Source organism: Bacteroidales bacterium (assembly GCA_013141385.1).
In the GTDB taxonomy this organism is placed as follows: Bacteria; Bacteroidota; Bacteroidia; order Bacteroidales; family Tenuifilaceae; genus UBA8529.
On sequence record JABFRB010000016.1, the window covers coordinates 268453 to 295452 of the forward strand.

21 protein-coding genes and 1 tRNA gene are annotated in these 27000 nt (G+C 36.1%); 12 read left to right on the forward strand and 10 right to left on the reverse strand.

Annotated features, from left to right (window positions below; translation table 11 throughout):
* Positions 1 to 19: 19 nt before the first annotated feature.
* Positions 20 to 1387: a TolC family protein gene (locus tag HOO91_09645; protein ID NOU17808.1), complete on the reverse strand. Its 1368-nt coding sequence runs from the start codon at positions 1385 to 1387 to the stop codon at positions 20 to 22.
* Positions 1388 to 1754: 367 nt separating this feature from the next.
* On the opposite strand from HOO91_09645, the gene HOO91_09650 reads away from it, so the two are divergent.
* The 4 genes from HOO91_09650 (at position 1755) to HOO91_09665 (ending at position 8915) form a co-directional block, all read left to right on the forward strand.
* Entirely contained in the window at positions 1755 to 7046 is a 5292-nt protein-coding gene (locus HOO91_09650; GenBank protein NOU17809.1) for a T9SS type A sorting domain-containing protein, read from the forward strand.
* A gap of 107 nt (positions 7047 to 7153) precedes the next feature.
* Positions 7154 to 7864, forward strand: coding sequence for a UMP kinase (locus tag HOO91_09655; GenBank protein NOU17810.1), 711 nt, complete (start codon positions 7154 to 7156; stop codon positions 7862 to 7864).
* A 33-nt stretch (positions 7865 to 7897) separates the two neighbouring features.
* Positions 7898 to 8464, forward strand: a complete 567-nt coding sequence (gene frr / locus HOO91_09660; GenBank protein ID NOU17811.1) for a ribosome recycling factor — start codon at positions 7898 to 7900, stop codon at positions 8462 to 8464.
* A 97-nt stretch (positions 8465 to 8561) separates the two neighbouring features.
* Positions 8562 to 8915, forward strand: coding sequence for a four helix bundle protein (locus HOO91_09665; protein NOU17812.1), 354 nt, complete (start codon positions 8562 to 8564; stop codon positions 8913 to 8915).
* A gap of 29 nt (positions 8916 to 8944) precedes the next feature.
* Here HOO91_09665 and HOO91_09670 read toward each other — a convergent pair whose 3' ends face one another.
* The 4 genes from HOO91_09670 to HOO91_09685 all read right to left on the reverse strand — a co-directional run bounded on the left by HOO91_09670 (position 8945) and on the right by HOO91_09685 (position 12170).
* Positions 8945 to 10138 (reverse strand): hypothetical protein, encoded by a 1194-nt coding sequence (locus tag HOO91_09670; protein ID NOU17813.1) that lies wholly within the window; start codon positions 10136 to 10138, stop codon positions 8945 to 8947.
* Between the two features lie 11 nt (positions 10139 to 10149).
* The gene (locus tag HOO91_09675) at positions 10150 to 11295 is read right to left on the reverse strand and encodes a serine hydrolase (GenBank protein ID NOU17814.1); all 1146 of its coding nucleotides are present in this window, start codon (positions 11293 to 11295) and stop codon (positions 10150 to 10152) included.
* Between the two features lie 215 nt (positions 11296 to 11510).
* Complete coding sequence (locus HOO91_09680) at positions 11511 to 11822, reverse strand: HigA family addiction module antidote protein (protein ID NOU17815.1); 312 nt, start codon at positions 11820 to 11822, stop codon at positions 11511 to 11513.
* Positions 11823 to 11948: 126 nt separating this feature from the next.
* Positions 11949 to 12170 (reverse strand): helix-turn-helix transcriptional regulator, encoded by a 222-nt coding sequence (locus HOO91_09685; GenBank protein ID NOU17816.1) that lies wholly within the window; start codon positions 12168 to 12170, stop codon positions 11949 to 11951.
* 136 nt (positions 12171 to 12306) lie between these two features.
* Here HOO91_09685 and HOO91_09690 point away from each other — a divergent pair, with 136 nt between their 5' ends.
* Entirely contained in the window at positions 12307 to 12504 is a 198-nt protein-coding gene (locus tag HOO91_09690) for a hypothetical protein (protein NOU17817.1), read from the forward strand.
* Positions 12505 to 12712: 208 nt separating this feature from the next.
* Here the strand turns inward: HOO91_09690 and HOO91_09695 are convergent, their stop codons facing one another.
* The 3 genes from HOO91_09695 to HOO91_09705 form a co-directional block, all read right to left on the reverse strand.
* The gene (locus HOO91_09695; protein ID NOU17818.1) at positions 12713 to 13468 is read right to left on the reverse strand and encodes a hypothetical protein; all 756 of its coding nucleotides are present in this window, start codon (positions 13466 to 13468) and stop codon (positions 12713 to 12715) included.
* Entirely contained in the window at positions 13458 to 13751 is a 294-nt protein-coding gene (locus tag HOO91_09700; GenBank protein NOU17819.1) for a hypothetical protein, read from the reverse strand. Before HOO91_09700 ends, HOO91_09695 begins: the two co-directional genes overlap by 11 nt.
* A 107-nt stretch (positions 13752 to 13858) precedes the next feature.
* Positions 13859 to 14890 (reverse strand): OmpA family protein, encoded by a 1032-nt coding sequence (locus HOO91_09705; protein NOU17820.1) that lies wholly within the window; start codon positions 14888 to 14890, stop codon positions 13859 to 13861.
* Positions 14891 to 15027: 137 nt separating this feature from the next.
* Here HOO91_09705 and HOO91_09710 point away from each other — a divergent pair, with 137 nt between their 5' ends.
* The 7 genes from HOO91_09710 (at position 15028) to HOO91_09740 (ending at position 23214) form a co-directional block, all read left to right on the forward strand.
* A complete protein-coding gene (locus HOO91_09710; GenBank protein NOU17821.1) occupies positions 15028 to 16947 on the forward strand; it encodes a 1-deoxy-D-xylulose-5-phosphate synthase in 1920 nt (639 codons plus the stop codon).
* A gap of 86 nt (positions 16948 to 17033) precedes the next feature.
* Positions 17034 to 17117, forward strand: a tRNA-Leu gene (locus HOO91_09715).
* A 173-nt stretch (positions 17118 to 17290) separates the two neighbouring features.
* Positions 17291 to 17731 carry a dCMP deaminase family protein gene (locus HOO91_09720; GenBank protein ID NOU17822.1) on the forward strand — a complete coding sequence of 147 codons (441 nt, stop codon included), beginning with the start codon at positions 17291 to 17293 and terminating at the stop codon, positions 17729 to 17731.
* A 10-nt stretch (positions 17732 to 17741) separates the two neighbouring features.
* On the forward strand, positions 17742 to 19454 hold the full coding sequence (locus tag HOO91_09725) for a S41 family peptidase (GenBank protein NOU17823.1): 1713 nt from the start codon (positions 17742 to 17744) through the stop codon (positions 19452 to 19454).
* Positions 19455 to 19718: 264 nt separating this feature from the next.
* Entirely contained in the window at positions 19719 to 20396 is a 678-nt protein-coding gene (locus HOO91_09730) for a succinate dehydrogenase cytochrome b subunit (protein ID NOU17824.1), read from the forward strand.
* A 10-nt stretch (positions 20397 to 20406) separates the two neighbouring features.
* The gene (locus HOO91_09735; protein NOU17825.1) at positions 20407 to 22326 is read left to right on the forward strand and encodes a fumarate reductase/succinate dehydrogenase flavoprotein subunit; all 1920 of its coding nucleotides are present in this window, start codon (positions 20407 to 20409) and stop codon (positions 22324 to 22326) included.
* Between the two features lie 144 nt (positions 22327 to 22470).
* On the forward strand, positions 22471 to 23214 hold the full coding sequence (locus HOO91_09740; GenBank protein ID NOU17826.1) for a succinate dehydrogenase/fumarate reductase iron-sulfur subunit: 744 nt from the start codon (positions 22471 to 22473) through the stop codon (positions 23212 to 23214).
* Positions 23215 to 23281: 67 nt separating this feature from the next.
* Here HOO91_09740 and HOO91_09745 read toward each other — a convergent pair whose 3' ends face one another.
* On the reverse strand, positions 23282 to 25093 hold the full coding sequence (locus HOO91_09745) for a caspase family protein (protein NOU17827.1): 1812 nt from the start codon (positions 25091 to 25093) through the stop codon (positions 23282 to 23284).
* A 107-nt stretch (positions 25094 to 25200) separates the two neighbouring features.
* Positions 25201 to 26985, reverse strand: coding sequence for a hypothetical protein (locus tag HOO91_09750; GenBank protein NOU17828.1), 1785 nt, complete (start codon positions 26983 to 26985; stop codon positions 25201 to 25203).
* Positions 26986 to 27000 lie beyond the last annotated feature (15 nt).

The following is a 27000-nucleotide window of genomic DNA, read 5'->3' on the forward strand; positions in this document are numbered from 1 at the left end:
GTTTTTCAATAACGTATTACTATAATTCATATCCAGCGTTGGCTCGTTCCAACTCTGCCAACCTGATCAGCGTTTCAAAGTGAGATACTGCATAATTAATTTGTGAACTGGTCAGCTGGTTACGGGCATCAAGCAAATCGAGCAGCGATTTTTGCCCTTCAGCATAGTGTAGACTTATTACTTTATAATACTCTTTGGAACTGGTTAACGAGCTAAGATTTGCCTTCTCTGTCCGAACAGATGTCTCTAGATTATTTTGCGATAATTGTAGTTGTAAATCAAGCTGCTGTCCTGTCTCAGCATATTTTTTATCCAGTATATCCTTATCAATTCGTGCCTGACTAATCCTTCGACGATTCTGAAGTCCATCAAAAATTTTCCAGCGGAAATCTATTACATTCATAGCATAGCGTTGTTCGCCATTGAACTTATACTGATTTCCCTGATATCCCAAATCAGTAATATTACTAATGGTTGGAATCCAGTATGCTTTTTTCATATTCAAATATATCTGAGATGCATTAACAGCACTCCTAATCTGGGTTAACTCTTCACGTATTTCGACTTCAGCAATAAGAGGTTTAACAGATATTACTTCTTGATTATTCAGCAGTAAACTATCCGTTTTTATCTCGCTTTGTAAAGGTTGATTGATAATAAAATTAAAATAGGATATTGCCGATTTTCTATCATTCTCAGCCTTTGTTAGCTGTGCTTCAACCTGACTTAACTCCGCTCTTATGCGATAAAGTTTATCATTACCAACCATTTGATTCTTCACCAACTTTTCATTTACTCGCAGGGCCTCTGCAACCAATTCGGAAGCACTAGAATACGCCTCAACAACCTTTACCAACTGCAAGTATCGCATATAGGCTATCTTGATTTCCTTCACCAGTTCACGTTTATATACTTTTACTTCGGCTTGAGAGTAGTTTATTTGCTCCTTTTTGAATTTTCGGTTATAGTAAATCTCGGCATTCACCAATGGTACAATAATTTGAATTTTCGTATCGTGATAATCATTGGGAAGAAATTGTATTTTCTGATTGTCTATTTGAGGAAAGTTGCCCTGTTGTCCAATGTTTTGTAACAGTTGGTTTAGAGAAGAATATACTGGGTTAAGCAAATCACCAATGGGCAGATTAACAGAGCGACCACCGCTTGCAAGCATATACTGAGCATTCAACGAAACCGAAGGATAAAATAGCCCATTGGCCTCCTTCAACGCTTGCAGGCTTTTTTCAAGATTGAGGCTCTTCTGCTGAAGTGCAAGATTATTCCCTAAGCCCTGACTTATATACGATTTCAGAATAAGGCTCGATTGCGCCTTAGCAACCTGAATTGTAATTAGAAGAACACAAACAAAAAACACTAAACGATTCATGACATAATAATTTTATGCCACAAAAGTCGAGTTGTTTACTTATGCTTCCTATAAAAAACCTGTGAGGTGGATAAAATTGGAGGTGAGATGGATATTGACCGTCTATTTTGGGCTTAACAAAAAATGAACCTCCCCTTCGCAAGTGGTATGGAATTAACCCTTAAAGATTAACATTGAACTTAGTGGTCATCCAACCATGCTATACAACCCGAACAGGAGTATCGCTAAATGCATGGAAATTTCAATTTTCCATGAAAAATCAAAAGATGCTAGGGTTTTTCTATTTTATAGATCCTACAAAATTTATAAATCCTTAAACATCATACAGAAAAAAATTTTACTAGTTTTGAATGTTTAATACGATTTTATGAAAAGGAAATTGCTTTTTATCTCTCTTTTAACCATTTTATACAGTTCTTTAATACCAAATAAGACTTATTCACAAGCCGATACCGAATTTTGGTTCGTAGTGCCTGAAATTAGTGTTAACCATGGCTTTCCAGGGGGAATTCCCGCAAGTCTAAATTTTGCAACATCCAATTTACCTGCAACGATAACGGTAAGAATGCCAGCCAATCCAGTCCAATTTCCAGATATTGTTATAAACATTCCTGCCAATTCTGCTTACTCTTTAGATCTTTCAAATTGGATCTATTCCTCTAATACAGAGCAAAATAAACTTGAAAATAAACCACTTAATGCTTCGGGCATTAATAATTTTGGTCTTTATATAACATCTACAAGACCAATTACAGCCTATTATGATTTAAATAACGCTTACAATACTGATATCTGGGTACTTAAAGGTAAAAATGCGTTGGGTACAGATTTTTACACTCCTTTTCAAACGCATGGAGCCAATGGCAACTATGGTGCTCCTGATGCAACAGCACAACCTTATTCTGCTATTGATATTGTAGCTACAGAGAATAATACAACCGTAGTAGTTACTCCTACAAAAAATGCTAGTTATGGTAATTCTGGTTTTACAATTATTGCGAACACACCAAAAACTTTTATTCTCAATAAGGGTCAAACCTTATCAATTTTTCCTGAAAATAAAAGTCAATTAGCTGCTAATAGGTTGGCGGGCACCCATATTACATCCGATAAGCCAATTGCAATAACACTCAAGGACGACACAGCCAATCATTCAACGGGTGGTTGTAAAGATGTCATTGGTGATCAGATTATCCCGGTAAATTTAACTGGTGCTGAGTATATTGTGATGAGAACTTTCTTAACCAATAATGACTTTGTTTATGTTGTTGCAACTCAAAATGCTACACCTATATACATTGATGGAGTTCTAACTGCTACATTAAATGCAGGGCAACAATATCAAATTCAATTTCTCGCTACCCATCCAACAGGATTCATGAAGATTGCATCGCATTTAAATGTCACTGATCCATATAAACCTTTCTACGTTTTTCATGTTGGTGGTTTTGGTTGTGAACAAGGCGGAACAATAATTCCACCTATTGATGGTTGTACAGGTAGCCCAGCAATTGATATCAACCGTACAAGAACAACCCCATATTATCTCACGATTATGGTAAGGGATAATGCTCAGGACGGTTTTTTAATCGATGGAGTTGTGCGAAATGATCTAATTCCACCCGCTTCATTTCAACTTGTTCCAGGAACTTCTTGGAGGGTGGCCAGACTTGGTAGTTTTTCTACAATGAATTTAAGCTTAGGGCATCACAAAATATCTAACATTAAGGATATGTTCCACCTAGGCGTTGTTAATGGGGATGCGGCTAGCAGTTGTAAATATGGTTTCTTTTCGGACTTCAATAAATTTGCTCCTGAAGCACTTATCGTTGAAACCGGAGGGTCTGGTGGCTATTTTTGCTATGGTGACTCTGCTCAACTTTTTGCTTACGGGGGAATTAGCTATAATTGGACTCCAACCGATTTTCTTAACGATCCTCAAAGTTCTTTCCCTATTGCAAGAAATTTAACCCATTCGATAAAATACAAGGTAGTTATTACTGGTGCATGCAACCTAAAAGATTCGTCAGAGATTGAGTTGATTGTTGGAAAATTCATTGACTCAAAGTTTAATACGGATGTTATTGAAGGATGCTCTCCCCTTACCGTTAATTTTACCAATAACTCCGTTAATGCGGCACAAAATTTATGGGACTTCAATAGTGATGGGGATTTAGCAGATACTGGAGAGGGATTAAATAATTCAGCATCATTTTCTCATGTTTTCGACAACACAACCAATGATACAATAAGGTATAACATTACATTACTAATAACGGATGAAACAAGTACTTGCTATAAACAGCTAACCAAAAGTGTTCTTGTTTACCCTCATATAAAGGCTGATTACAGCACAACAATTACAGATGCAAACCATTGCAACCCTCTAAATGTGTCGTTTAGTAGCACTTCAAATCCAACCGGCACTTTATACAGTTGGGATTTCGGAGATGGAGAATCTTCCAATTTAGCAAACCCCGATCATTCATTTAACAACCAAAATCTAATAGCAACTACTTATAATATCAAATTAATCGTCAAGGACAAGTACAACCACTATAAGGATAGTATTACTAAACCTATCACCGTTCAACCTTCCCTCAAGGCGGATTTTGCAATCGATAAAACGGAGGGGTGTTCTCCTTTAACTGTAGCCGTAGATAATATTAGTCAAGGAAGCATTAGCAACTTTTTTTGGGATCGCGATGGAGATGGAACATACGAATATTCAGCACACGCACCTACGGGCTGGTCACTCTTTTACATTAATACTACAATAACAAATATTCCGAAAATAGTTACCATTAAACTGAAAGCAGTTAATGCAGCAGGATGCTCCGATATTTCATCAAAAAGTATAACCATCTTTCCTCCTGTAACGGCAAGTTTCACTATAAATAATAATGATAACCCATTAGGATGCTCTCCTTTAAAGTTAGATTTCACATCTACAACAATTAATTCTAATATTTTTAAGTGGTCGGTTGATGGCGATTCAATTAGTAATACCCAAAATCTTGTTGATACTTTTGAAAATCTCAGTGCCACACCAATAACAAAGATTATTATTCTCAAAGCATCCAATGAATATGGATGTTCAGCAATCCAGTCTTCGAATGTAATTGTTCAACCTTATGTTAATGCTGATATTTCAATAGTTAATCAGGTAGGTTGTTCGCCATTAACTACTAGTTTTGATAATACTTCATCTGTTGGAACTTCAATTTTCCAGTGGGATATTGAAAATAATGGTACTATTGATTTTTCAACTAAGAATATTCCAGTACAAGTTTTTACAAATACTACAACCAACCTTGAAGTAAGGTCTATTCCTATTAAACTCATAGCAAGCAATGCTGCTGGTTGCACAAGCAGCATTATCAAAACAATTAGTGTTAACCCACAATCTACGGCAAGTTTTTCTTACATCGATAATGGAAATGAAAACCATTGCTCTCCACTACTTGCAAGTTTCGCAAGCACGGTTACAAATACAGAGACTTACCAATGGGAATTTGGTAGTTATTACACATCAACATCAGCAGATACATCACTTTCCTTCGTAAACAATGGAACTATTGACATTACTATACCTATAAAACTAACTACAAATAATAGCTTTGGCTGTTCGGCATTTACATCACAAAATATTAATGTTAGACCGGGTGTGAAGGCTCTTTTTAGTTTAGATAATTTTGAAGGATGTCCTCCTTTCAACGCAAATGTTGATGCCTCCCCGTCTACTGGTCCAATTATAAACTACACGTGGAATTTTGATGGAACAAATTATTCTGGATTGAATCAGGTTTTCACAAATCCCATCAATTCTACTGGTCTTAATATCAATCGTAAGATAATACTTTCCGTAAGTAATGGTTTCTGTTCTGATACAATTTCCAAGAACATTGTTGTTCATCCACAAGTTGAAGCAAATTATACAGCATTGCCTATTTTAAATGGATGTAGCCCGTTAGCAGTAAACTTCGAAAATAAGTCAACACTACTCGGAACCACTACACCCATCAATAATATACTGTGGGATTTTAATGATAACACCACTTCCAACGTAACAATTGCAAGTCACACGTTCATAAATTCCGATAGTAATATCTCTAAAACCTTCAATGTGTCGATTGCAGCAACTTCTAATGATGGTTGTACCAACACTAAGAGTTTTGCGATAACGGTAAATCCCACTTTACAAGCATCCTTTAGTACCGAGGTTATTAAGGCTTGTACCCCAATGCAATTGAGGGTTATCAATACATCGCCAGCAGATCCAAATGCCACCTACAATTGGAACTTTAATGGTGGAATTCCGCAAGGTACAGTTGGTAATGACTTTTCAGTTGAGTATTCAAACTCTGATCCTGAGAATTCTATTAATAAAGTAATCTCTCTGGAGGTTCAGAATTCATTCAACTGCTCAAGTAGCGCATCGAAGACTATCACAATCGATCCTCTCGTTGTGGCGAATTTCAATATTGTATCCCCTCTCGATGGGAATGGATTTCCTGTTGATAGTTGGTGTTCTCCTGCCAACTTTACATTCGGCAATTTATCTACTGGAGGCGACCTAACTTATACATGGGATTTTAGTGATGGCAATAATCAAACTGTTTTTAATAGGATTAATATTTCACATCTATTCAAAAACATTACTAACGAATCCAAAACCTTTAGCATCAAATTAAACGCTCAAAATGCAAGTGGTTGCCTAAACACTGTAACATCAAATATCACTGTTAAGCCAATTCCAACTGTAAATCTTGGAGAAGATCAGCAAATCTGCGAAGGAAATTATGTAAGCCTTGATGCACAGAATGATGGGATGAACTTTCTTTGGAATAATGGATTAACCAGTAGAACAATTAACGCTAGTTCAGCAGGAGAATATTCTGTTGCTGTTACAAATAGTTTTGGTTGCATCCAAAAGGATACAATGAAACTAGCTGTTAATCCTAAGCCTATTGTTGACCTAGGTGCTGATAAATCAATCTGTGAGGGAGATAGCGCAATACTTGATGCGGGAAATTTTGGATCGGAACATCTATGGAATACAAATGAAACATCACAAGTAATTACTGTATTTCCTCCGGGTACATATTCTGTATTGGTAACCAATTCTGAGAATTGCTCAAATTCAGATGAAGTAAAAGTAACCGTGAATACAAAACCAAATTTAGATCTAGGCTCGGATACAATTAATACATCATTACCTTATACTTTGATTTCGAATACCGATAATGTGAATTATCTCTGGAGCACAGGCGAAACAACTCCTTCAATTGTGATAAATAACTATGGAAAATATTCTTTGACCGTAACCAATAGTTTTGGTTGCAAGGCTTATGACGAAACAGAAGTCATGATCTCAATCAATGTTGAAACCTCCGATGAATCCAACACCGCAGTATTGTTATATCCCAACCCTGTATCGGAAATTCTAAATATTACCGTTGAATCCAAAAACATAGATGTTTACACAGTTGAATTAATCGATCCAACATCAAGAGTTGTAAAAAGATTAACTTCTGAAAGCACAAAGTCATTCAAGGCAAAAATGAATATTCACGACCTTACATCGGGCATATATCTTGTTAAAGTGAGCACAAATAACGGTTCTATAACTAAAAAAGTTATTATTCAAAAAAAATAATTTCTGCATTTACACCTAATTAGTTTTGAGTGTGATGATTTTTCATAAAAGGCCTCGGTTTCTCTGAGACTTTTTTATTATATCTTTATAGCGTAAAAATTAATAACATGTCGAAATACAAACGTGTACTCCTAAAACTTAGCGGCGAAGCCCTTATGGGTGACGATAGTTACGGAATAAATACTGAGATTATTAACTCCTATGCAAAACAGATTAAGGAAGTTTCTGAACTTAATGTTGAAGTTGGAATTGTTATAGGTGGTGGAAATATTTTCAGAGGTTTAAGCGGAGTTTCAAAAGGGTTTGATCGAGTAAAAGGAGATCAGATGGGAATGCTAGCAACTGTTATAAATAGCATTGCCTTACAAAGTGCAATTGAGGGTCAAGGTGGAAAAGCAAAAGTTTTTACCGCAACTAAGATGGAACCTGTTGGAGAACTTTACTCCAAAGCAAAAGTTCTTGAATCGTTTAAACAAGGCTATGTTGCAATTATAGCAGGGGGTACAGGAAATCCATTTTTCACAACCGATACTGCATCGGCATTACGCGGGGTTGAGATAGAGGCTGAGGCTCTTTTAAAAGGAACTCGTGTTGATGGGGTTTATACCGCAGATCCTGAAAAGGATAAATCAGCAAAACGTTTCGATTCTATTACCTTTGCCGATGCTTATGAAAAGAAATTAAAGATAATGGATCTAACCGCTTTTACTATGTGTAGCGAGAACAATCTACCCATTATTGTTTTCGATATGAATACCTCAGGAAATCTAAAAAAACTTATTTTAGGAGAAAAAATTGGTACGTTAATTAAAAATTAGATAATTTTAGTTCCGAATTTTAAGTATACCACTATGAAAGAAGAAGACGCAGATCTATGTTTAGATATCGCCAATGATAGGATGCAGAAAGCTATTGATCATCTTGAAAATGAGCTTAGAGTTCTAAGAGCTGGTCGTGCTAATCCTAATATGCTATCGGGTGTTATGGTTGATTACTATGGAACACCAACACCTCTAACTCAAGTAGCTAGTGTTGGTAGCCCCGATGCCCGTTCAATTGCAATTCAACCTTGGGAAAAGAAGATGATTGAACCAATTGAAAAAGCAATAATGGCAGCTAATCTTGGGTTTAATCCTCAGAATAATGGCGAAACAATTCGTGTTGTTGTACCTCCGTTAACCGAAGAACGCCGCAAGGATCTTGTAAAGCAAGTTAAACATGAAGGGGAAAATGCACGTGTAAGTATTCGTAATGCTCGCCGCGATGCTATTGAAGAGTTAAAGAAACTTCAAAAGAACGGACTTGCTGAAGACTTAACAAAAGACGCTGAGACTAAGGTTCAGAAAATAACAGATGCTTTTAATAAGAAAGTTGAAGAGCATTTGGAAAAGAAAGAAAAAGAGATATTAACAGTTTGAAAATGAAAAATGAAAAGTGAAAAATTGCTTTTCACTATCTTTTAAATAATACTAAACCGTCAAAGCAATGACGGTTTAGTATTTTAAATATATTGGTATGACAAATCCATTGAAAGAAAAGAGTTTTGCTTTTGCTGTTGAAATTGTAAAACTTGCTCAATTTCTTGTTACAGAAAAGAAGGAATATGTTCTAAGTAAACAAATATTAAAATCGGGGACATCTATTGGAGCATTAATTCGCGAATCAGAATTTGCTGCAAGCAAGGCTGATTTCATAAATAAGTTAACCGTTGCATTAAAGGAAGCGAATGAGACAGATTTCTGGTTAATGCTATTGTTTTCAACTGATTATATTAGTAAAGAAAAATTTACGAAACTTCAGTCAGATTGCAAGGAATTAATAGCAATGCTTGTTTCATCAATCAAAACTTCAAAAAGTAAAAAACCTTAACTTATAATTTTTCACTTTTATCTTTTCATTTATCCAACTACCTCCATCCTCAGCAGATTTGCAGCCAATTTCAATCGCTGAGTCCAATCTCCGGGAAATATAAGATGATGATTTCCAAATGGATTATTTAAGAAATAGCTCTGTGCCGAATCGGTTAGCTGAACCTCAAGCTGTGTCCTACAGGCATTTTTGCATTTCGGATGATCTGTAACCTTTGCTAGGGTTATAAAAATTCTATTAAGAGTATTCTCAAATCTAAAAATGGTAACCATCTCCCCTTTTAATTCACCTGATAGAGCCAAACCTTTATCGGTTTCGTAATGGGTTTCTGTTTTAAAATTCTTATAGAGATTTGTAGGTGCTGTGCAATGAGCAAAAAGTGCCTTATCACCATTAATAAAAGAGGTGTTTGCCATCCAAGGAATAACTCCACAAACCTCACTGCCTAGCATTAACCCAACTGCACTACAGGTATCACCTTCGCATCCAGAAGGAAGTCCATCATGATTTAATTTTGATAAAGCCAGACAGGCTGTATGACCCGTTTGGTTAACTAACGAGAAACACTCAACCGATAACGCATTAAGTTTATAGAATGGCACCAAGGATGCAAGTCCTTCATAAATCTTACCACTTTCGAAAAGTTCGCTAGCATTATTCGCCTGAAAAAGTGATGTGAAATCAGGAGCAACCTGCTTAACTTCATCCAGAATAATATCGTTCCAGCTAATATCAACCTGTTCTACACCCAATCTGCTTTGCATAATAAATGGGCTAACCACCGATGACACCAACCAATCCGAAGGATTACCAATCAACCCCAACCTTTGTCCATGAAGCCTACGAATGCCATTCCTAACATAATAGAAATCGTTAATTAGTTCTACAACATTCTCATCCTCATAGTTAATGAGCATTGATGTGATATTATGTTGATTCATCCATGCCTTAACCTCCGTTGCCGATGCCCAAGAATTATCGTCACGAGAAGCTAAAATCAGATAAAACTTATATTCTTGAACAGAGTTGATCGCAACTCGCTCAGATCCACCTGTAAGAAACATTAGGACATCTGGCTTATCATTCACATATTCAACCTTATCCTGACTAAAAACATTTAGTAACTTCTTCTTTCCCTTATCAAAAACAGCCAATTCAGCCGATGGAAAAGTAAGTAGTTTAACACGCAATTTCTCCATTAACGAGAAGGTTTCTTCCTTCATATCTTTCAAAATCAATTATTAATAATATCAATTCCACAATCAATATACTTATATACATCCTCTGGATGACCATCTATTTTAATATTGCTTCGCATATGTCCTAACCGAACAATAATAGCATTTAACTCCGGGATGACAAATATATACTGCCCAAGGAGACCTCGTGCATAAAAGATGTTATAATTTTTATAGTTCAATAACCACCACTGCATGCCATACCTCTTATTTGGCTGGTTAAGTTCAAGATCAATAAGATGACTTTCCTGCTTAGTTATTTCTTTCACCCACCATTCTGGAACAATTTGCTTGCCTTTCCATTTACCACCGTTAAGCATTAGCTGACCGAAACGGGCAAAATCACGTGCATTTGAATTAAAGCAGCACGAGGCTTTCTCTGTTCCATTCTTCTTATCAAGACTCCAAAGTGCATCCTGCTCGGCACCTATTTGTTTCCATATTTTCTCGGATGCATATTCGGAAATCTTCTTGCCAGAAACCTTTTCTATAATAAGAGCCAACAGCTGCGGATCGCTCCCTCTGTAGTCATAAAATTTCCCTGGCTCACCCATTGAGTGAAGATTTAAGACAATTCTTTTAATATCATTCCCATAGTAGGCCTGTGTGGTGATTGAGAATAAACTGCTATACGACTCATCCCAGCTAAGGTTTGAACTCATGGTTAAAAGATTTCTAAGAGTAATTTTTGACCTATCACCCTCTTTATACTCTGGAAGAAAATCAGCAACAGGTTGATCAATATTCTTGATGTAACCATCCTGAATTGCACAACCTATCAACAAACTAATAAAACTCTTCGACATTGAGAACGAGTTGGAATAGGATTCCTTATTATAACCGCCCCAATAAGTTTCGGATAAAAGCGCAGTATCCTTAACCACTAAGTATGCAACAGTTTTATAGGTATCAAAATAGGTAAGTTGTTCTTTATTAAAATTATAACTATTGTATTTTTCTGAAACAGCCCATTTCTGTGGTTCGCCTTTTTCTACTTTACGATTATCAAACAGCTTATAGCTATCAATTTTTGGCTTTTGGTAGATCAATGCCCTAGTAATATAGTGGTTACGGGGGATTGCCAGAAATATTGCCAAACAAGCAATTAGTAGTATTGAAGTAATTTTTAATATCCTTTTCATTGGTATAAGGTGTTTGATTGATGATGCAATATAGCATAAATCAATTTTTTAACAAATTGAATGCTCAAATCAGGAAGTTGATTCCAAATTATAATGTATCCTCGGTTTTTTAGCGAGTAACATTTACATTGAAATTTGTGATTTCCAATTCTCCGCCAAAATCCGGGTAGGTATAGCGGAATGATTATATGGTTTGGAATGAGTTGTTACTGCTATTAAATCACTTGTTGTGATGTGGTTTTTCTAATTCGCTTGATTCTTTTAAATACCTCTTTCTTGTTTTTACTTTCCTTTTCAATATCGTAATCATCTTGGAGTCCAAGCCAAAACTTGGGGCTTGTACCAAAATAATGGCTCAACCTAAGTGCGGTGTCAGCCGTTATACTTCTTTTTCCTTTCAAAATTTGGGAAATTCTTGTTTGCGGAATTTCTGTGTCCTTTGATAGCCTGTAAGCGGTTATATTCATTGGTATTAGAAATTCTTCATTTAGAATTTCTCCCGGATGTACATTCTCTAACCTCTCCATAGTTAATCCTTTAATTAATGATAATCAACAATTTAAACGATTGTTTTTCCATTTTATCATCGACCTCAATAATTTTCAACATGTGTAACAGGCTGGCATTTTGCTATCAATGTTTTGTCAGCATTTCTATTTTTCAATTTCAAGTTTCAATTCTTTACAAACCTCTTTAAGCATTTCGCACGGGTCAACGTCAATTGCTAATGCAATTAAATAAAGTTCATCTACACGAAGTTTTGTGCTACTATTATTTGTCAATTCACTAAGCCGTGTCTTGCTAATTCCAGTCTTCCTCGAAACCTCGGAACGATTTATAGATTTTCGTGAAAGATAAAGCCCTAATTCGGTCATATTATCTGATTTTAAGAACATAAAAATACTTAATCAGAAAATATATTCAGATAATCTGAATTCATATTTTGTAAATTATCCGAATATCTTTATATTTGTTCATTAAATCGGATAAATTTAACTTAAATTAAGATATATGGGACGATTAAAATACACGAAAACCGATCTTGAGCACATCGTCATGGCACAACTGGAAAATCTGAATGCTATGAACGATCTATTATGTATCATGAAAGTTCAGAACGAGTTATTGCATAACGCTAATAAAAAATTGAATGAAGAAATTACTAAGTCCAAAGAAAAGCAATTTATCCATCAGTCAAAAAGTCGTTAGTTTTATATTAATGTGCTTGGAAAACACTAATAAAATCGTTTGTTTATTGGTTTTTTCTTTAAGAAATATACTGTTTCAAATGATTGCTCAGGGAATTTCTGTATAATGATTTTTTTTAGAATTAAGGGTATCCTCCGTTAAAACTGTAACTAAAAAACTAATGAAATACATATCTGCATCTCAGTCCTGTTGGATTAGGCGATGTTGTTTATTTTTCTTCGAAAGCCTTATTATCATATAGTTTTTTAACCTCCAAATCAATGGTTTTAATATGTTTAATATCTTGAAGCATAGTATATTTTTCTATGCGATTTTTAAAGTTTTTAAAATCTGAACTTGCCACGCCATTGTAAAGTAAAAAGACCATTTCATCACTGTCCATTTGTGCTCTTAATAAGTGTGCATATGTTATTTTGTGTGTATTAATGCAATAATTATCAATTATCTTTAAGCAGTTATGCATGTTTTTCATGTAGATTGCGGAACTCCCATCAATATCATCAAACACCGACCAAAAAGCCTCATATACAATATCTTCTATTTTTCTTGAATTATCTTTCTTTTTTAAATATGTAATTAATTTATTTAAGTCATTATTGATAAATTTAATTGCTTGCTTATTAGTGTATGTCTTTCGTCCTTTTTTTATTGAAATTAAATCCTTTTTCTCTTCTAATGAATCAAATAGAATCTGAAACATATTTTTAAATTCCGATTGACGGCTTTCTTTATTTTGATTATTTAATATATTATATGTAAGAACAATTCCAATTATTCCGATAAAAGGTGAGGTTATTCCTTCTAAATAACTTCCAAAATCACCCCAGTCCGAATTATTGCTTGAAGGATGTCCAATAAAGTTTAATAAATATCCAATAATACTGAATGCAACAAACGAAAGTCCAATTAAAAAAGAGTTTTCTGTAATAAACAATTGAAATTTCCTCATATAATTATTCTTCATTAACGATTGAAAATTCTGGTTTTATAATAATTTTACATCCATGGCACTCAACATCTTCATAATTTAGAACTCCAATAGGATATTCAAATGCCCGTGGTATTACCTCAAGTGAATTTGAACATTTGAAACAATCAAATACACAATTCCAATAGTATTCAGTTTCATATCCCATATTTCTTTCTTCGGAATTTATTTCAGCTACTCCAAAATCATTAATGTCAATTTCATTTTCAGTTCCACATTTCTTGCATTTAACTGAGAATTTGTTTGTTATTTCAATCATGTTTCAAATTGTTTGTTAATTTCCGTATAATATTGCCTAAATTTATATGATCATCGTCTATTGTATTTATAAAACCCCAAAGAAAAATCTTCGGGGTTTAAAATCATTTAGTTCGATTCCAACAATTTGAACAGCTCATCCAACTTTGGTGTAAGGATTATCTCTGTCCTTCGATTTTTCTGGCGTGCCTCTGGAGTTTTGGTTTTATCGAGGGGAACATACTGGCTTCGTCCTGCGGCTGTAACCCTAGCAGGGTTAATTTTAGTGCCGTTGACTAAAATCCGAAGGATTGTTGTTGCACGTTTGGTACTTAAGTCCCAGTTATCGAGCAGTATCGTGTTTCCTTTGAAGGGAACATCATCGGTATGCCCTTCAACCAAAATATTTATATCAGGATTTTGCTCAAGTACGGGGATTAGCTGCTTAAGGGCTGTAGCACCTTTAGGATCAACATCGTACTTACCCGATTTAAACATCAACTTCTCCTCCAACGATACGTAAACCTTCCCGTTTTGTACTTTTATGCTTAAGCCCTTTCCTTCAAAGCCGTAAAGCGCATCAGTAACCTTCTTCTTAAGGGCAAGCACAATAGAATCTTTGCTTCGTAGTATCTTTTCAAGCTCAATCAACCTTGCATTACGCAGCTCAAGTTCTTTATTCAACTTATCAAGATTAGCCTGCATCTGATCCAGATTACTCTTTCGCAGAAGTAGTTTTCTTTCCAACTCCTTTAGAGCATCCTCCTTATCCTGTAACTCTTTTTGAGTTATCTGGAGTTGGCTTAGCACTTTTCGGGTCTCCTTTTGGTTTCCTTGCATCAAGTTTTGCTGTAACTCCTGCAACTCATTATATTTACCAAATACCCGTTCGTAATCCTCCCTTAATCGCTTTAGCTCAACCGAACGATTTGCGCTATCCGCCATAAGCGCATCAACCTCTTTTTGTAGTACCTTTAGCTTTGTATCGCATTCTGTAACTCTAACATTTAACGACTCGTTTTCGGTCGAAAACTTTTCACGCTCTTCCTCACATTTCAAATTTTTATCCTGTAACGCTTGAAATTCTTTTGCAGGCACACAACCCAACAGAAAGGATGCAAGCACAATACAGATGTAAAGGGATTTACTTATTTTTGACATAGATAGATTTTTTAACAATCTTTACAATTTGGATTAGAGCAAAGATAAAATAATAGACGTTACTCATCGTTAAACAAAAAAGGTTTTTACGGGTTAAATTGTTTTAACTTTGCACCGATAAACATCCGAGGTTGAATATGAGCGGTAGCTACCCTTTATTAGATCAGATTAACTATCCAAGCGATTTAAAAAAACTTGAATCGGATCAACTCGTACAGCTAAGCGGCGAGTTGAGACAGTTTATTATTGATGTAGTATGCGAAAATCCCGGGCATTTTGGTGCTAGTTTAGGTGTGGTTGAGCTTACTGTTGCTTTACATTATATTTTCAACACACCCGAAGATAGAATTGTCTGGGACGTTGGACATCAGGCTTATGGGCATAAAATACTAACTGGTCGAAAATCAGTTTTTCACACCAATAGAAAGTATAAGGGGATTAGCGGTTTTCCAAAACGCAGCGAGAGTGAATATGACTCTTTCGGTACGGGTCACTCATCAACGTCAATATCTGCTGCTCTTGGAATGGCTATTGCATCTCAAAAAGAGGGAAATAAGCGTCAGGTTATTGCTGTAATCGGGGATGGTTCGTTAACCGGAGGTCTTGCCTTTGAGGGGTTGAATAATGGGGGAATCGAAAAATCAAATCTGCTTGTTATTCTTAACGATAATAACATTGCCATCGATCCAAATGTTGGTGCATTGAAGGAATATCTTCTCGATATTACTACATCAAAAACATACAATAAGTTTAAGACTGACGTTTGGAATATACTTGGAAAGGTGGATAAACTTGGTCCCAAAACTCGCTCCGCAGTTCAAAAAATTGAAAATGCAATAAAAGTTACTCTTCTAAAACAGAGTAATCTTTTTGAATCACTTGGTTTTCGATATTTCGGTCCTGTAGATGGTCACGATGTTGTCTATCTAACTAAAATATTAAGTGATTTAAAAAATATTCCAGGGCCAAAACTCTTACACTGCATAACAACAAAAGGAAAAGGATTTACTCCTGCGGAGGAAAATCAAACGCTATTCCATGCTCCTGGTGTATTCAACAAATCAACTGGTGAAAGAATTGTTATTGTCAACGATAAGCCCACACCTCCCCGATATCAGGATGTTTTTGGAAGAACTTTGGTTGAACTAGCATCAACTAACAGTAAAATTCTTGGAATTACTCCAGCTATGGCTAGCGGTTGCTCAATGAATATTATGATGGAATTGATGCCCGATAGAACATTTGATGTGGGCATTGCCGAGCAACATGCGGTAACCTTTTCGGCAGGGTTAGCAGCAGAGGGTTATGTACCATTCTGCAATATTTACTCTTCATTCATGCAAAGAGCTTACGATCAGATAATACATGATGTGGCTATTCAAAAGTTACAGGTTATTCTTTGTCTAGATCGTGGTGGATTGGTTGGCGATGATGGGGCTACACACCATGGTGCATTCGATATATCTTATCTCCGAAGCATTCCTAACATGGTTGTAGCAGCACCAATGAACGAGGAAGAACTTCGTAACATGATGTATACTGCTCAGCTGGAAGGAGGTGGCCCATTCTCGATTCGTTACCCAAGAGGAAATGGGGTTATGGTAGATTGGATAAAACCATTCTCTCAAATTCCAATTGGAAAAGGTAGGGTTGTGAGAGAGGGATCGGATCTTGCTTTTGTAACATTCGGTCATATTGGGAATTTTGCTTCAATTGTAGCAGATATGCTTGAATCTGATGGTGTAAGCATTGCACATTATGATATGCGCTTTACTAAACCATTAGACGAAAACCTTCTTAAAATCATTGGGAAAAAGTTTGAAACTATTATTACCATTGAGGATGGCTGCATACAAGGAGGATTTGGGAGTGCTATTTTAGAATGGTTGAATGATAATGACTTTAATACAAAGGTAATTCGATTAGGAATTCCTGATCGTTTTGTTGAGCATGGAACTCAGCAACAACTATATAAAGAGTGTGGGTTTGATGTAGAGGGGATATATCAAACGGCTAAGAAACTGGTTGCGCATAAAATTGTTGGAAAGGCAGTATAGTAACTATTTTGCATAACATTTGATTTCGATATTGCCCAAACCAAATAAACTTTATATCTTCGCAACCCAAAGTTCTTAGATTTACTGCCCGGGTGGCGGAATTGGTAGACGCGCTGGTCTCAAACACCAGTGGTAGCGATACCGTGCCGGTTCGATCCCGGCCCCGGGTACTTATCGAAAAAACCCTCGGATCGAGGGTTTTTTTATAATATAGAAAGTGGAGTAATCCCCATATTTATTGTCAGTTCAAATTTCAATTTATCGAAATAAAAGATTTCAGAACAAGGATATTTATCGATCAAAACAGCATACAAAACAACAATCGGTTAATCCGCTTTAATGTATGAACAAAGAGCTGTATCCATACGGAGAAAGACAAGATCAGTTCGACCGTCGTTACCTCGAAATGGCTCAAATTTGGGCTAAGAATTCCTACTGCATTCGCCGACAAGTTGGAGCACTATTAGTAAAAGGTCGGATGATAATTTCCGATGGATTTAATGGAACTCCCTCTGGTTTCGAAAATATTTGTGAAGACGAGGAAGGAAAAACCAAATCTTACGTATTGCACGCTGAGGCAAATGCTATTACAAAAGTGGCTAAATCGAATAATAGCAGCGAGGGTTCTACACTATATGTCACATCGGCCCCATGTGTTGAATGTGCTAAGCTAATTATTCAATCGGGTATCCGAAGGGTTGTTTTCAAGGATGATTACCATAAGGTTGAAGGGATTGAACTTTTACAGAGAGCAAATATTGAGATCGTCAAATTAGAATTATAATACATTCTTTATGCAATACGAAAACAGGAAGAGAGATATCATCTACCCAATTATTTTGGGTGTTGTGCTAATTGTTGGAATTGTTATCGGATTCAAACTTAATAAGGGTAATGTTAGAACAAGTCTACTCGTTAATCCAAAAACGGATAAACTTACCAGCGTTCTTAAATATATTGAAGACGATTATGTTGATACGATTAGAATGGAAAGGCTTGTGGAACAGGCTCTACCAGCAGTATTAAAGAATCTCGATCCTCACTCAATATATATTCCAGCCTCAGAGTTTCAAGGCATGAACGAACCACTTGAAGGAGGTTTCGATGGCATTGGTGTTCAGTATAATGTAACCAAGGATACAGTTGTTGTGATTAATCCTGTTAAGGGTGGACCATCGGAAAGACTTGGCGTTTTGGCTGGAGATAGAATTATCAAAATAAATGGGAAAATAGTTGCTGGGGTAAAATTTCCACAGGATAGCGTTCCAAAACTTCTTAAGGGTCCCACCGGTACTAAAGTTAAAATTGGTGTTAAAAGAAACGGTCTTAACGAACTGATTGATTTCGAAATAACACGTGCTAAAATACCAATTTATAGCGTTGATGTTAGCTATATGCCAACAAAGGATATTGGTTATATCAAAATAACAACATTTGCTAAAACTACCTACCATGAATTCCTAAAGGCTGTTGTTAAACTAAAAGGAATGGGTATGAAAAAACTCATCCTTGATTTGAGAGGAAACAGTGGGGGTTACATGGATGCAGCCACAGATATTGCCGATGAATTCTTAGATTCAACACAATTAATTGTTTATACTCAGGGTAAATCCAGATCACGTCAAAATATATTCTCAACCTCTGGCGGTGAATGTGTTAATGAAAAGGTAATAGTTCTTATAGATGAATTTTCAGCATCTGCTAGTGAAATTCTTGCTGGTGCAATTCAGGATAACGATAGGGGTACAATAATTGGAAGAAGATCGTTTGGCAAAGGGCTAGTTCAAGAACAGGTATTCTTTAAAGATGGTTCAGCATTAAGATTAACCACAGCACGTTACTATACCCCATCGGGTCGCAGTATTCAAAAGCATTACAACCCAGGTGATGATGAGTATTTTAACGATATTAGCAATCGTTTCCGACATGGCGAATTTCAACAGGCAGATAGCATAAAATTTGCTGATTCCCTTAAGTTTCATACAGCAGGGGGTAGAATAGTTTATGGAGGCGGAGGTATTATGCCAGATATATTTATACCTATGGATACAACTGGTATTAGTCCATATCTAACTAAGGTTGCAAATCGAAATCTTATCTACCGATTTGCCTTTGAGTTTACTGATAGGCATCGGAATGAAGTTCGTAGTATTAAAGATTTTGAATCTGTTAAACAGTATCTCAGTACTTTCAACCTGCTAAAAGAGTTCATTGCTTATGCTCAAAAAAATGGAGTAGAACCTAACGTGAAGCAAATTGATCATTCAAAGTTTATTTTAGAAACCCAACTTAAAGCTGTAATAGCACGAAATATTATTGATAATGATGGCTTTTACCCCTACATTCTTGAAGTTGATGAAACGCTTCAGAAAGCAATTGACTATTTTTCGAAAAAAGATATAGCCATTAATCTTTCAATATTCAGCCCTAAAATCACCATCGAAAATTGGGTGTGCTCCCAACTAAAAACACACCCTAAAAAGCCGCTGATTGCATTAAGTGCCTAATCTGACTTCTCTATAAAATCCTTATAACCCGAATTGTTAAAGAAAACAATTCGGGTTTTTTTAGTAAAATGCACGTCCTTCATCTTTTAGGTTTTTAACCTCATCTCTAAAAAAAGCACTATTCACTTTTTGCATTGACATGTATCAACCCAAAACATGCCCAGAAACATAAAAAATTATTGGTTGCTTAAGGATTTTTTTCGGAAAATTACAATAGGTAAATAAATTACTTATCTTGTTTCGTATAACACAAATCCAAAACCTATGAATGGTATATTCAGTTCTTCGCTTGGGAAAAAATTAATCATGAGCATCACAGGACTTTTCCTGATGATGTTTCTTTTGGTACACCTTACCGTTAACCTCATGCTTCTTTTTGGCGATGGTAAACTTTTTAATTTTGCGGCAAATTTTATGGCAACTAATCCGTTAATCGAAGTTGTTGAGCCAGTACTTGCCATTGGATTCATTATTCACATCATCTATGCAAGTATCATCACCTTGCTTAACCTAAGAACAAGACCAATGGCTTACGCCGAAACCAGTTCAAATGGCGTTACATCTTGGGCCTCAAAGAATATGTATATTCTTGGAGGAACAATATTCATTTTTCTGGTAATTCACCTTACAAATTTCTTTTGGAAAATCAAGTTTGGTGAAGTTGCCACCCTTTCTTATGATAATGGCTTAACCCAAATAACGGATACATATTCACTTGTTTCTGGGCTATTTATTACCTACTGGTGGTACAACCTAATTTACATTGCAGGTGCCTTGCTCCTTGGATTTCATTTAAGCCATGGATTCTGGTCGGCATTTCAAACCTTAGGTTGGAATAATAAAATATGGATCAAACGCCTTGAAATTATAGCCTATATCTATGCAATTATTATTGCAACTGGTTTTACCATTATTCCTCTATATTTTCTAATTCTGAAATAAAATTCCATATATGAGCAAACTAAACTCAAAAATACCGGATGGTCCATTAGCCGATAAATGGACAAATCATAAAGCATCACTTAAACTTGTTAACCCCGCAAACAAGGGCAAACTTGATATAATTGTAATTGGAACTGGACTTGGGGGCTCTTCTTCTGCTTCAACCCTTGGGGAGCTTGGTTATAATGTAAAAGTATTTAGCTATCAGGATAGCCCTCGCCGTGCACACTCTGTTGCTGCACAAGGAGGTATCAATGCTGCAAAGAACTATAAAAACGATAACGATAGCATCTATCGTCTTTTCTACGATATGCTTAAGGGGGGAGATTTTCGTGCCCGCGAAGCCAATGTTTACCGTGCTGCGGAGGTCAGTAATTTGGTAATAGATCACTATACTGCACTCGGAGTTCCCTTTGCTCGAGATTACGGTGGAACCATCGATAATAGATCGTTTGGAGGTGTTCAGGTTTCTCGCACCTTCTATGCAAAAGGGCAAACAGGTCAACAATGCTTAGTTGGTGCATACTCTGCACTTACAAGGCAAATAGCAAAAGGTACTGTTACTATGTACCCCCGACGTGAAATGCTCGATTTAGTAATTGTTGATGGCAAGGCACGTGGAATTATTACTCGTAACCTTGTAACTGGCGAAATAGAAAGACACTCAGCACATGCTGTAGTTCTTGCAACAGGTGGTTATGGCACAATTTACTACATGTCAACTCTTGCGCTAAATTCAAATGCATCGGCTACATGGAAAGCACATAAAAAGGGAGCTTTTTTTGCCAACCCAAGTTTTGTACAGATACATCCAACCTCTATACCTGTTTTAAACAGCTATCAATCCAAACTGACGTTGATGTCCGAATCTTTGAGAAACGACGGTCGAGTTTGGGTTCCCAAAAAACAAAAAGATACCAGAAAACCGAATGATATCCCAGAAGATGAGCGTGATTACTATCTCGAACGTCGTTACCCAGCATTCGGAAATCTTGTACCCCGAGATGTAGCCTCACGTGCCGCTAAAGAACGTTGCGATGCTGGATTTGGTGTTGGCTCTACAGGACTTTCTGTTTATCTTGATTTTCGTGATGCCATTAAGAAAAAGGGTAAAAAAGTTATTGAAGAGAATTATGGAAATTTATTCGATATGTACGAAAAAATTTCTGGAGAATCACCTCTTGAAACACCAATGCGTATATACCCAGCAGGTCATTACACCATGGGTGGTCTATGGGTTGATTATAATCTTATGACCACAATTCCTGGTCTGTTTGCCGTTGGCGAATCAAACTTCTCCGACCATGGGGCAAATCGATTAGGTGCTAGCTCCCTAATGCAGTGCTCCGGCGATGGATATTTTATACTCCCTTATACCATCACTGATTACCTTGCGTCTGACATTAAAACACCCAAAATAAAAACTGATAGTCCTGAGTTTGAAGTTGCCGAAAAAGAGGTTAGCGAAAGGGTTAAAAAACTTTTAAGCATCAATGGGAAAGAAACCCCTACCTCCTATCATCGTCGATTAGGTAAGATAATGTGGGATTATTGTGGTATGGTTCGTAACGAAGAGGGTTTGAAAAAAGCACTTGTTCTGATTAAGGAACTAGAGGATGAATTTTGGAAAAACCTAAAAGTTGCAGGCAAAGCCGAGGAGTTAAACCAAGAACTTGAAAAAGCTGGTAGAGTAATGGACTTTTTTGAACTTGCCAAACTACTTTGTACTGATGCTTTGAACCGAAAGGAAAGTTGTGGTGCCCACTTCCGCGAGGAGAGTCAAACCGAAACAGGCGAAGCTAAGCGTGATGATAATAATTTCTCTTACGTTGCTGCTTGGGAGTATAAAGGCCAAGGGCAGGAACCAGATCTTCACAAAGAGGAACTTAAATTCGAATACGTGAAACTTCAGGAACGTAGTTACAAGTAACCAATATTATCAGTTTCTCCGTGTTATTCTGTAAAAAATTCGTGTGCTCTGTGTTGAAAAACTCTAACACAGAGTTCCACGAAGGTTACACAGAAACTCACAGAGTCAAATAAAATAGCCGTTAATTAAATAACTTTCCGACAAATGAATATAAAACTCAAAATATGGCGACAACCAAATGCTAAGAGCAAAGGTCGCTTCGAAACTTACCCGTTAAATGATGTATCATCTGAAATGTCGTTCCTTGAGATGCTCGATTATCTTAATAACAGCCTAATTAAGGAGGGCAAAGAACCCGTTGCCTTTGAGCATGATTGTCGCGAAGGAATTTGCGGGTCTTGTGGAATGTACATCAGTGGTCGTCCACATGGCCCACAGCATAAAACAACCACCTGTGAACTTCGCATGCGAGAATTCAAAGACGGACAAACAATTACCGTAGAGCCATGGCGTGCTGCAGCATTTCCTATAATTAAAGATTTAATTGTAGATCGAAATGCTTTTGATAAGATAATGCAATCTGGGGGATTTATCTCTATTAATACTGGCGCAGCACAAGATGCCAACAGCATCCTTGTTCCAAAAAAGAATGCTGACGAGGCATTCGATTCAGCATCGTGCATAGGCTGTGGAGCCTGCGTTGCAGCTTGTAAAAACTCATCAGCCATGCTTTTCATTTCTGCAAAAGTTACTCATCTGGCACAGTTTCCTCAGGGAAGAACAGAGGCGGAAATTAGAGTAAAAAATATGGTTGCCAAAATGGAGGAACTAGGGTTTGGAGGATGCACAAATACACGAGCCTGTGAGGCCGAATGTCCCAAGGGGATTTCCATTTCGAATATAGCCAAACTAAATAGAGAGTTTTTTGTAGCCAAATTAAAGGATTAAACCGATATTATAACCTTAAAAAAGAAGGCGGTAAAAAACCGCCTTCTTTTTTTCATTCTAATCAATCCTACGGAGCAAAAACCCATCCCTCCCACGATTTTTGAAGATTAGGGCTGCTATTGAGTTGAGGATCTTGTTCCTTATAATTAGTTCGTAAAGATTCAATCGAAACATTCTCTTTTAGGTAATCGAACATATCCTTGTATGAAACTTTCCCTTTACAATCTTTCAATTTTTTCAAAAAATAGTATGTAAACATTCCATGCCCTTTTTCAGAAAATGGTAAAGATGATTGCTCACCTGAACATGCAGTGAAAACAACAATATTTCCAACAGCCTCATCTTCTCTAGGTTTTATTCTAACTCCTCTCGCACTAACCAAGCCACCTTCACGACCACCACCAGAAAAACAAGCATCTAGTATAACTGAAACCCTTTTAGCTCCACAACTATTTAACTTTTCATAAAGATCAGATAGTTTAATACCCTGATTGATATTTATAATATTTACATCTACAGGTATCAGATATGGCATTCGAGTCTCTTCATCAGGAAATCCATGTCCTGCATAATAAAAGAAAAGTTCAGCCATTCCATTCATTTTAGAGATAATCTTAGTCACCAATTCAATCTTCTGATTCATTGTTCCAGCCGTGGCATTGGTAAGGAAAAAAATATTTCGCTCCTCAAGGCCAAGAACCTTTTGAGCGTACATCTTAAATGCTGTTGCATCGTTTATTGCATACCTAACATTGGATTCAGCCCCTAGATTTTTTTGATAGCTCGAATAATCCTCATTTCCAATAACCAATGCAAATCGTTTTGGGTTTGAGGGATTTACGGGAATATCAATATCAACATCTGATTGTATGCTTATTGCAGGCTGCGTATTTGGTATAATATTTTGATTTGCCACAGTTTTACTGATTCCAATCTGATTACTACTTGTGTTGCTAACACTCCCATATGCAATTATTGCTGGTTTCGAATTAACCATTTCACCTCCATTCGAAACTTTAAGAACGATGCTATTATTCCCTGAATTTAGCGCTACCTTTTTCTGAAAATAGTAATCATTTTCAATTTTAACTAAATCGTCTTTTGAAGCGGGAACTGGAAAATCATTTACAAAAAGTAATAGATTTGATATCGTCTTCAACGACGTAATTTTAGCTTTTACGATATACTCTTCAAGTTGAGATTGTTCCACGGTTTGTGGAGAAATCCAAGAGATACTGGGTTGTGGGCAAATTAATGTTTTAACGTTCCAATAATCAGTATAAATAATTGTTGAATCGGGTGCTTCAAAACCCATCCAATTTCCCATCAATGGTTCATATGGCATTGAATGAACAAGTTCCTCATTGAGGAAAAAGCAATACGTATTATCAACCTTCCGGATAGTTAACTTATTGTAATCCTTAGTTTTCACTAAAGGTGATTTTACCCATTTTAGGATGGGAACCCACTCATCATTGATAAGTTTATTTACACGATAGTAACCGTTGCCTGAAAAACCAAAAAGATAATAGTTCTTAACATCCTTTCTGGACCAGCACATCCCAATAAAAGCATTATCGTTTCCCTTAACAAACTTTATGCTAGCCTCAATTTCAAAATCACTATTAGGGTTAATAAGAATTTCATGTCTAATTATTTTTGATACACTATCAAGAACTTGAAGAAAATAATATCCGTTTTCAATTCTTCCATTAGTTTTATATTCGTTGTTATACAGATACCATTTATTCCTATTGTCAACAAAATCATCTTTAAAAACATCAACCTTCCCCCAATTTAGAATATCCTTATACCCACTTTGAGCAAAACTTGATAGAATTGATGTTGAAATAAGCCAAACAGTTAATATTTTTTTCATTTTAGATAAACTTGAATCGTATACAAATTTATGGAATGAATCAATTAGGGTAATATAGATTCTTTGTTTTTTTTACTAGTTATTCTAAATAGAGCCTTTACAGAATATTACTTATCAGGTGCAAACCTCCATTTCTCCCAAGTTCCTTGTAATGTTGAACTCGTTTTTATTTGGGGATCCTGTTCTTGATAATTGGTTCTTAAAGATTCGATAGAAACATTCTCTTGAATGTATTTTGCCAATTCCGCATAGGATAAATCTCCCTTGCTCTCTTTCAACTTTTTAAGCAGAAAATAAGTAAACATTCCATGCCTCTTTTCTTTATATGGAAGAGATGTTTGCTCCCCCGAACTAGCTGCAAAAACGACTAGATTTCCAATGGCATCTTCCTCTTTAGGCCGAACCTTAACACCTCTTGAGTTAATTAAGCCACCCTCGCGCCCACCACCAGAAAAACAGGCATCAAGGAAAACTGAAACTCTCTTTGCTCCGCAACCATTGAGTTTCTGATAAAGATCAGAAAGTTTTATCCCTTGATTAATGTTCAGAATATTAACATCAACGGGAATAAGGTATGGAATCTTTGTGTTTTCATCCGGGAAACCATGTCCGGCATAGTAAAAAAACAGTTCAGCCGAACCATTCAACTTTGAAGCAATTCTCGTAATTAATTCAATCTTTTGATTCATTGCACCAGCTGTTGCATTGGTTAAAAAGAAAATATTTCGATCTTCAACACCTAATATTTTTTGTGCATAAATTTTAAACGCTGTTGCGTCATTTATTGCATAGGCAACATTCGCCTCTGAACTCAAATTTCTTTGGTAACTCATATAATCTTCATTACCAATTATTAATGCAAATCGCTTTGGATTGATAGGATTTTGTGGAATATTCTCATCAATGTCAGAGGTTCCTACATTACTGATGACATCTTCTTGCTTTGATATTGGTACCTGAACGGTTTTAGTTTCACTACCATACATCACCATTATTGGATTTGAAATAGCATTTCCCTGAGAATTTGATGTGCTTAGCACAACCTTATTTCCACCTTGAGATAGCAGAACTTTCTTTTGAAAAAAATACTCCTTACCAATCTTAACTAAATCATCCTTTGATACCTTAACAGGAAAACCATTATTGAGAAGCGTAAATTCTGAAATTTCAGTCCCCGAAGTAATTTTCGCTTTTAAAAGGTACTCATCGTTACTTGAATTTGCTGAATTATTTGAGGGATCTATCCAAGTAATAATAGGTGATTTATATAGAATTTGTGAAGCTCTAAAGAAATCAACTCTTATAGATGATTTGTCATTTACCTGAATGCCAAGCTTATTGCATCTAACCGGTTCGTATGGCATTTGATGAATAAGATTTTCGTTTACAAAGAAGTAGAAGGTATTTTCAACTTTACGAACAGTTAATTTATTGTACTCATCTTGCTCAATCAATGCTTTTTTCCAATCCAAAATAACAGTCCATTTCCCATTCTCTATTTTTTTTATAACATAATAGCCATTTCCAGACATTCCAAGAGAATAACTATTATCACCATCAACCCACGACCATTCTAATGCATTCATATTATTATCCTGCCCCGATATGTACTGAATGCTTGTTTCAATCTCCCAGTCACCGGATGTATTCATATTGATGTCTTTGTAAACAACCCGAGGTTGGTCTACAAGGGATTCAACATTGTAATACCCTGATTTTATATTTGCTCGGGTCTTGCCATTATCACCAGTATACCAATTGCTTGAATTATCATCAAAATTATCAAAAAGAATATCCTTTCTATCACTGGGTGCTATATCAGTGTATAATACCTGAGAGTAGCAGTAGGAACAAATTGTTATAATTAGTCCCGAAAATATTATCTTTTTCATTGAAGTAATTTTTCT

What these genes read in the sequence shown, in the direction of transcription:
- HOO91_09645 (NOU17808.1), bottom strand. Translation starts at nt 1,387, where the DNA reads ATGAATCGTTTAGTGTTTTTTGTTTGTGTTCTTCTAATTACAATTCAG.
- HOO91_09650 (NOU17809.1), top strand. Translation starts at nt 1,755, where the DNA reads ATGAAAAGGAAATTGCTTTTTATCTCTCTTTTAACCATTTTATACAGT.
- HOO91_09655 (NOU17810.1), top strand. Translation starts at nt 7,154, where the DNA reads ATGTCGAAATACAAACGTGTACTCCTAAAACTTAGCGGCGAAGCCCTT.
- frr (NOU17811.1), top strand. Translation starts at nt 7,898, where the DNA reads ATGAAAGAAGAAGACGCAGATCTATGTTTAGATATCGCCAATGATAGG.
- HOO91_09665 (NOU17812.1), top strand. Translation starts at nt 8,562, where the DNA reads ATGACAAATCCATTGAAAGAAAAGAGTTTTGCTTTTGCTGTTGAAATT.
- HOO91_09670 (NOU17813.1), bottom strand. Translation starts at nt 10,138, where the DNA reads ATGAAGGAAGAAACCTTCTCGTTAATGGAGAAATTGCGTGTTAAACTA.
- HOO91_09675 (NOU17814.1), bottom strand. Translation starts at nt 11,295, where the DNA reads ATGAAAAGGATATTAAAAATTACTTCAATACTACTAATTGCTTGTTTG.
- HOO91_09680 (NOU17815.1), bottom strand. Translation starts at nt 11,822, where the DNA reads ATGGAGAGGTTAGAGAATGTACATCCGGGAGAAATTCTAAATGAAGAA.
- HOO91_09685 (NOU17816.1), bottom strand. Translation starts at nt 12,170, where the DNA reads ATGACCGAATTAGGGCTTTATCTTTCACGAAAATCTATAAATCGTTCC.
- HOO91_09690 (NOU17817.1), top strand. Translation starts at nt 12,307, where the DNA reads ATGGGACGATTAAAATACACGAAAACCGATCTTGAGCACATCGTCATG.
- HOO91_09695 (NOU17818.1), bottom strand. Translation starts at nt 13,468, where the DNA reads ATGAAGAATAATTATATGAGGAAATTTCAATTGTTTATTACAGAAAAC.
- HOO91_09700 (NOU17819.1), bottom strand. Translation starts at nt 13,751, where the DNA reads ATGATTGAAATAACAAACAAATTCTCAGTTAAATGCAAGAAATGTGGA.
- HOO91_09705 (NOU17820.1), bottom strand. Translation starts at nt 14,890, where the DNA reads ATGTCAAAAATAAGTAAATCCCTTTACATCTGTATTGTGCTTGCATCC.
- HOO91_09710 (NOU17821.1), top strand. Translation starts at nt 15,028, where the DNA reads ATGAGCGGTAGCTACCCTTTATTAGATCAGATTAACTATCCAAGCGAT.
- HOO91_09720 (NOU17822.1), top strand. Translation starts at nt 17,291, where the DNA reads ATGAACAAAGAGCTGTATCCATACGGAGAAAGACAAGATCAGTTCGAC.
- HOO91_09725 (NOU17823.1), top strand. Translation starts at nt 17,742, where the DNA reads ATGCAATACGAAAACAGGAAGAGAGATATCATCTACCCAATTATTTTG.
- HOO91_09730 (NOU17824.1), top strand. Translation starts at nt 19,719, where the DNA reads ATGAATGGTATATTCAGTTCTTCGCTTGGGAAAAAATTAATCATGAGC.
- HOO91_09735 (NOU17825.1), top strand. Translation starts at nt 20,407, where the DNA reads ATGAGCAAACTAAACTCAAAAATACCGGATGGTCCATTAGCCGATAAA.
- HOO91_09740 (NOU17826.1), top strand. Translation starts at nt 22,471, where the DNA reads ATGAATATAAAACTCAAAATATGGCGACAACCAAATGCTAAGAGCAAA.
- HOO91_09745 (NOU17827.1), bottom strand. Translation starts at nt 25,093, where the DNA reads ATGAAAAAAATATTAACTGTTTGGCTTATTTCAACATCAATTCTATCA.
- HOO91_09750 (NOU17828.1), bottom strand. Translation starts at nt 26,985, where the DNA reads ATGAAAAAGATAATATTTTCGGGACTAATTATAACAATTTGTTCCTAC.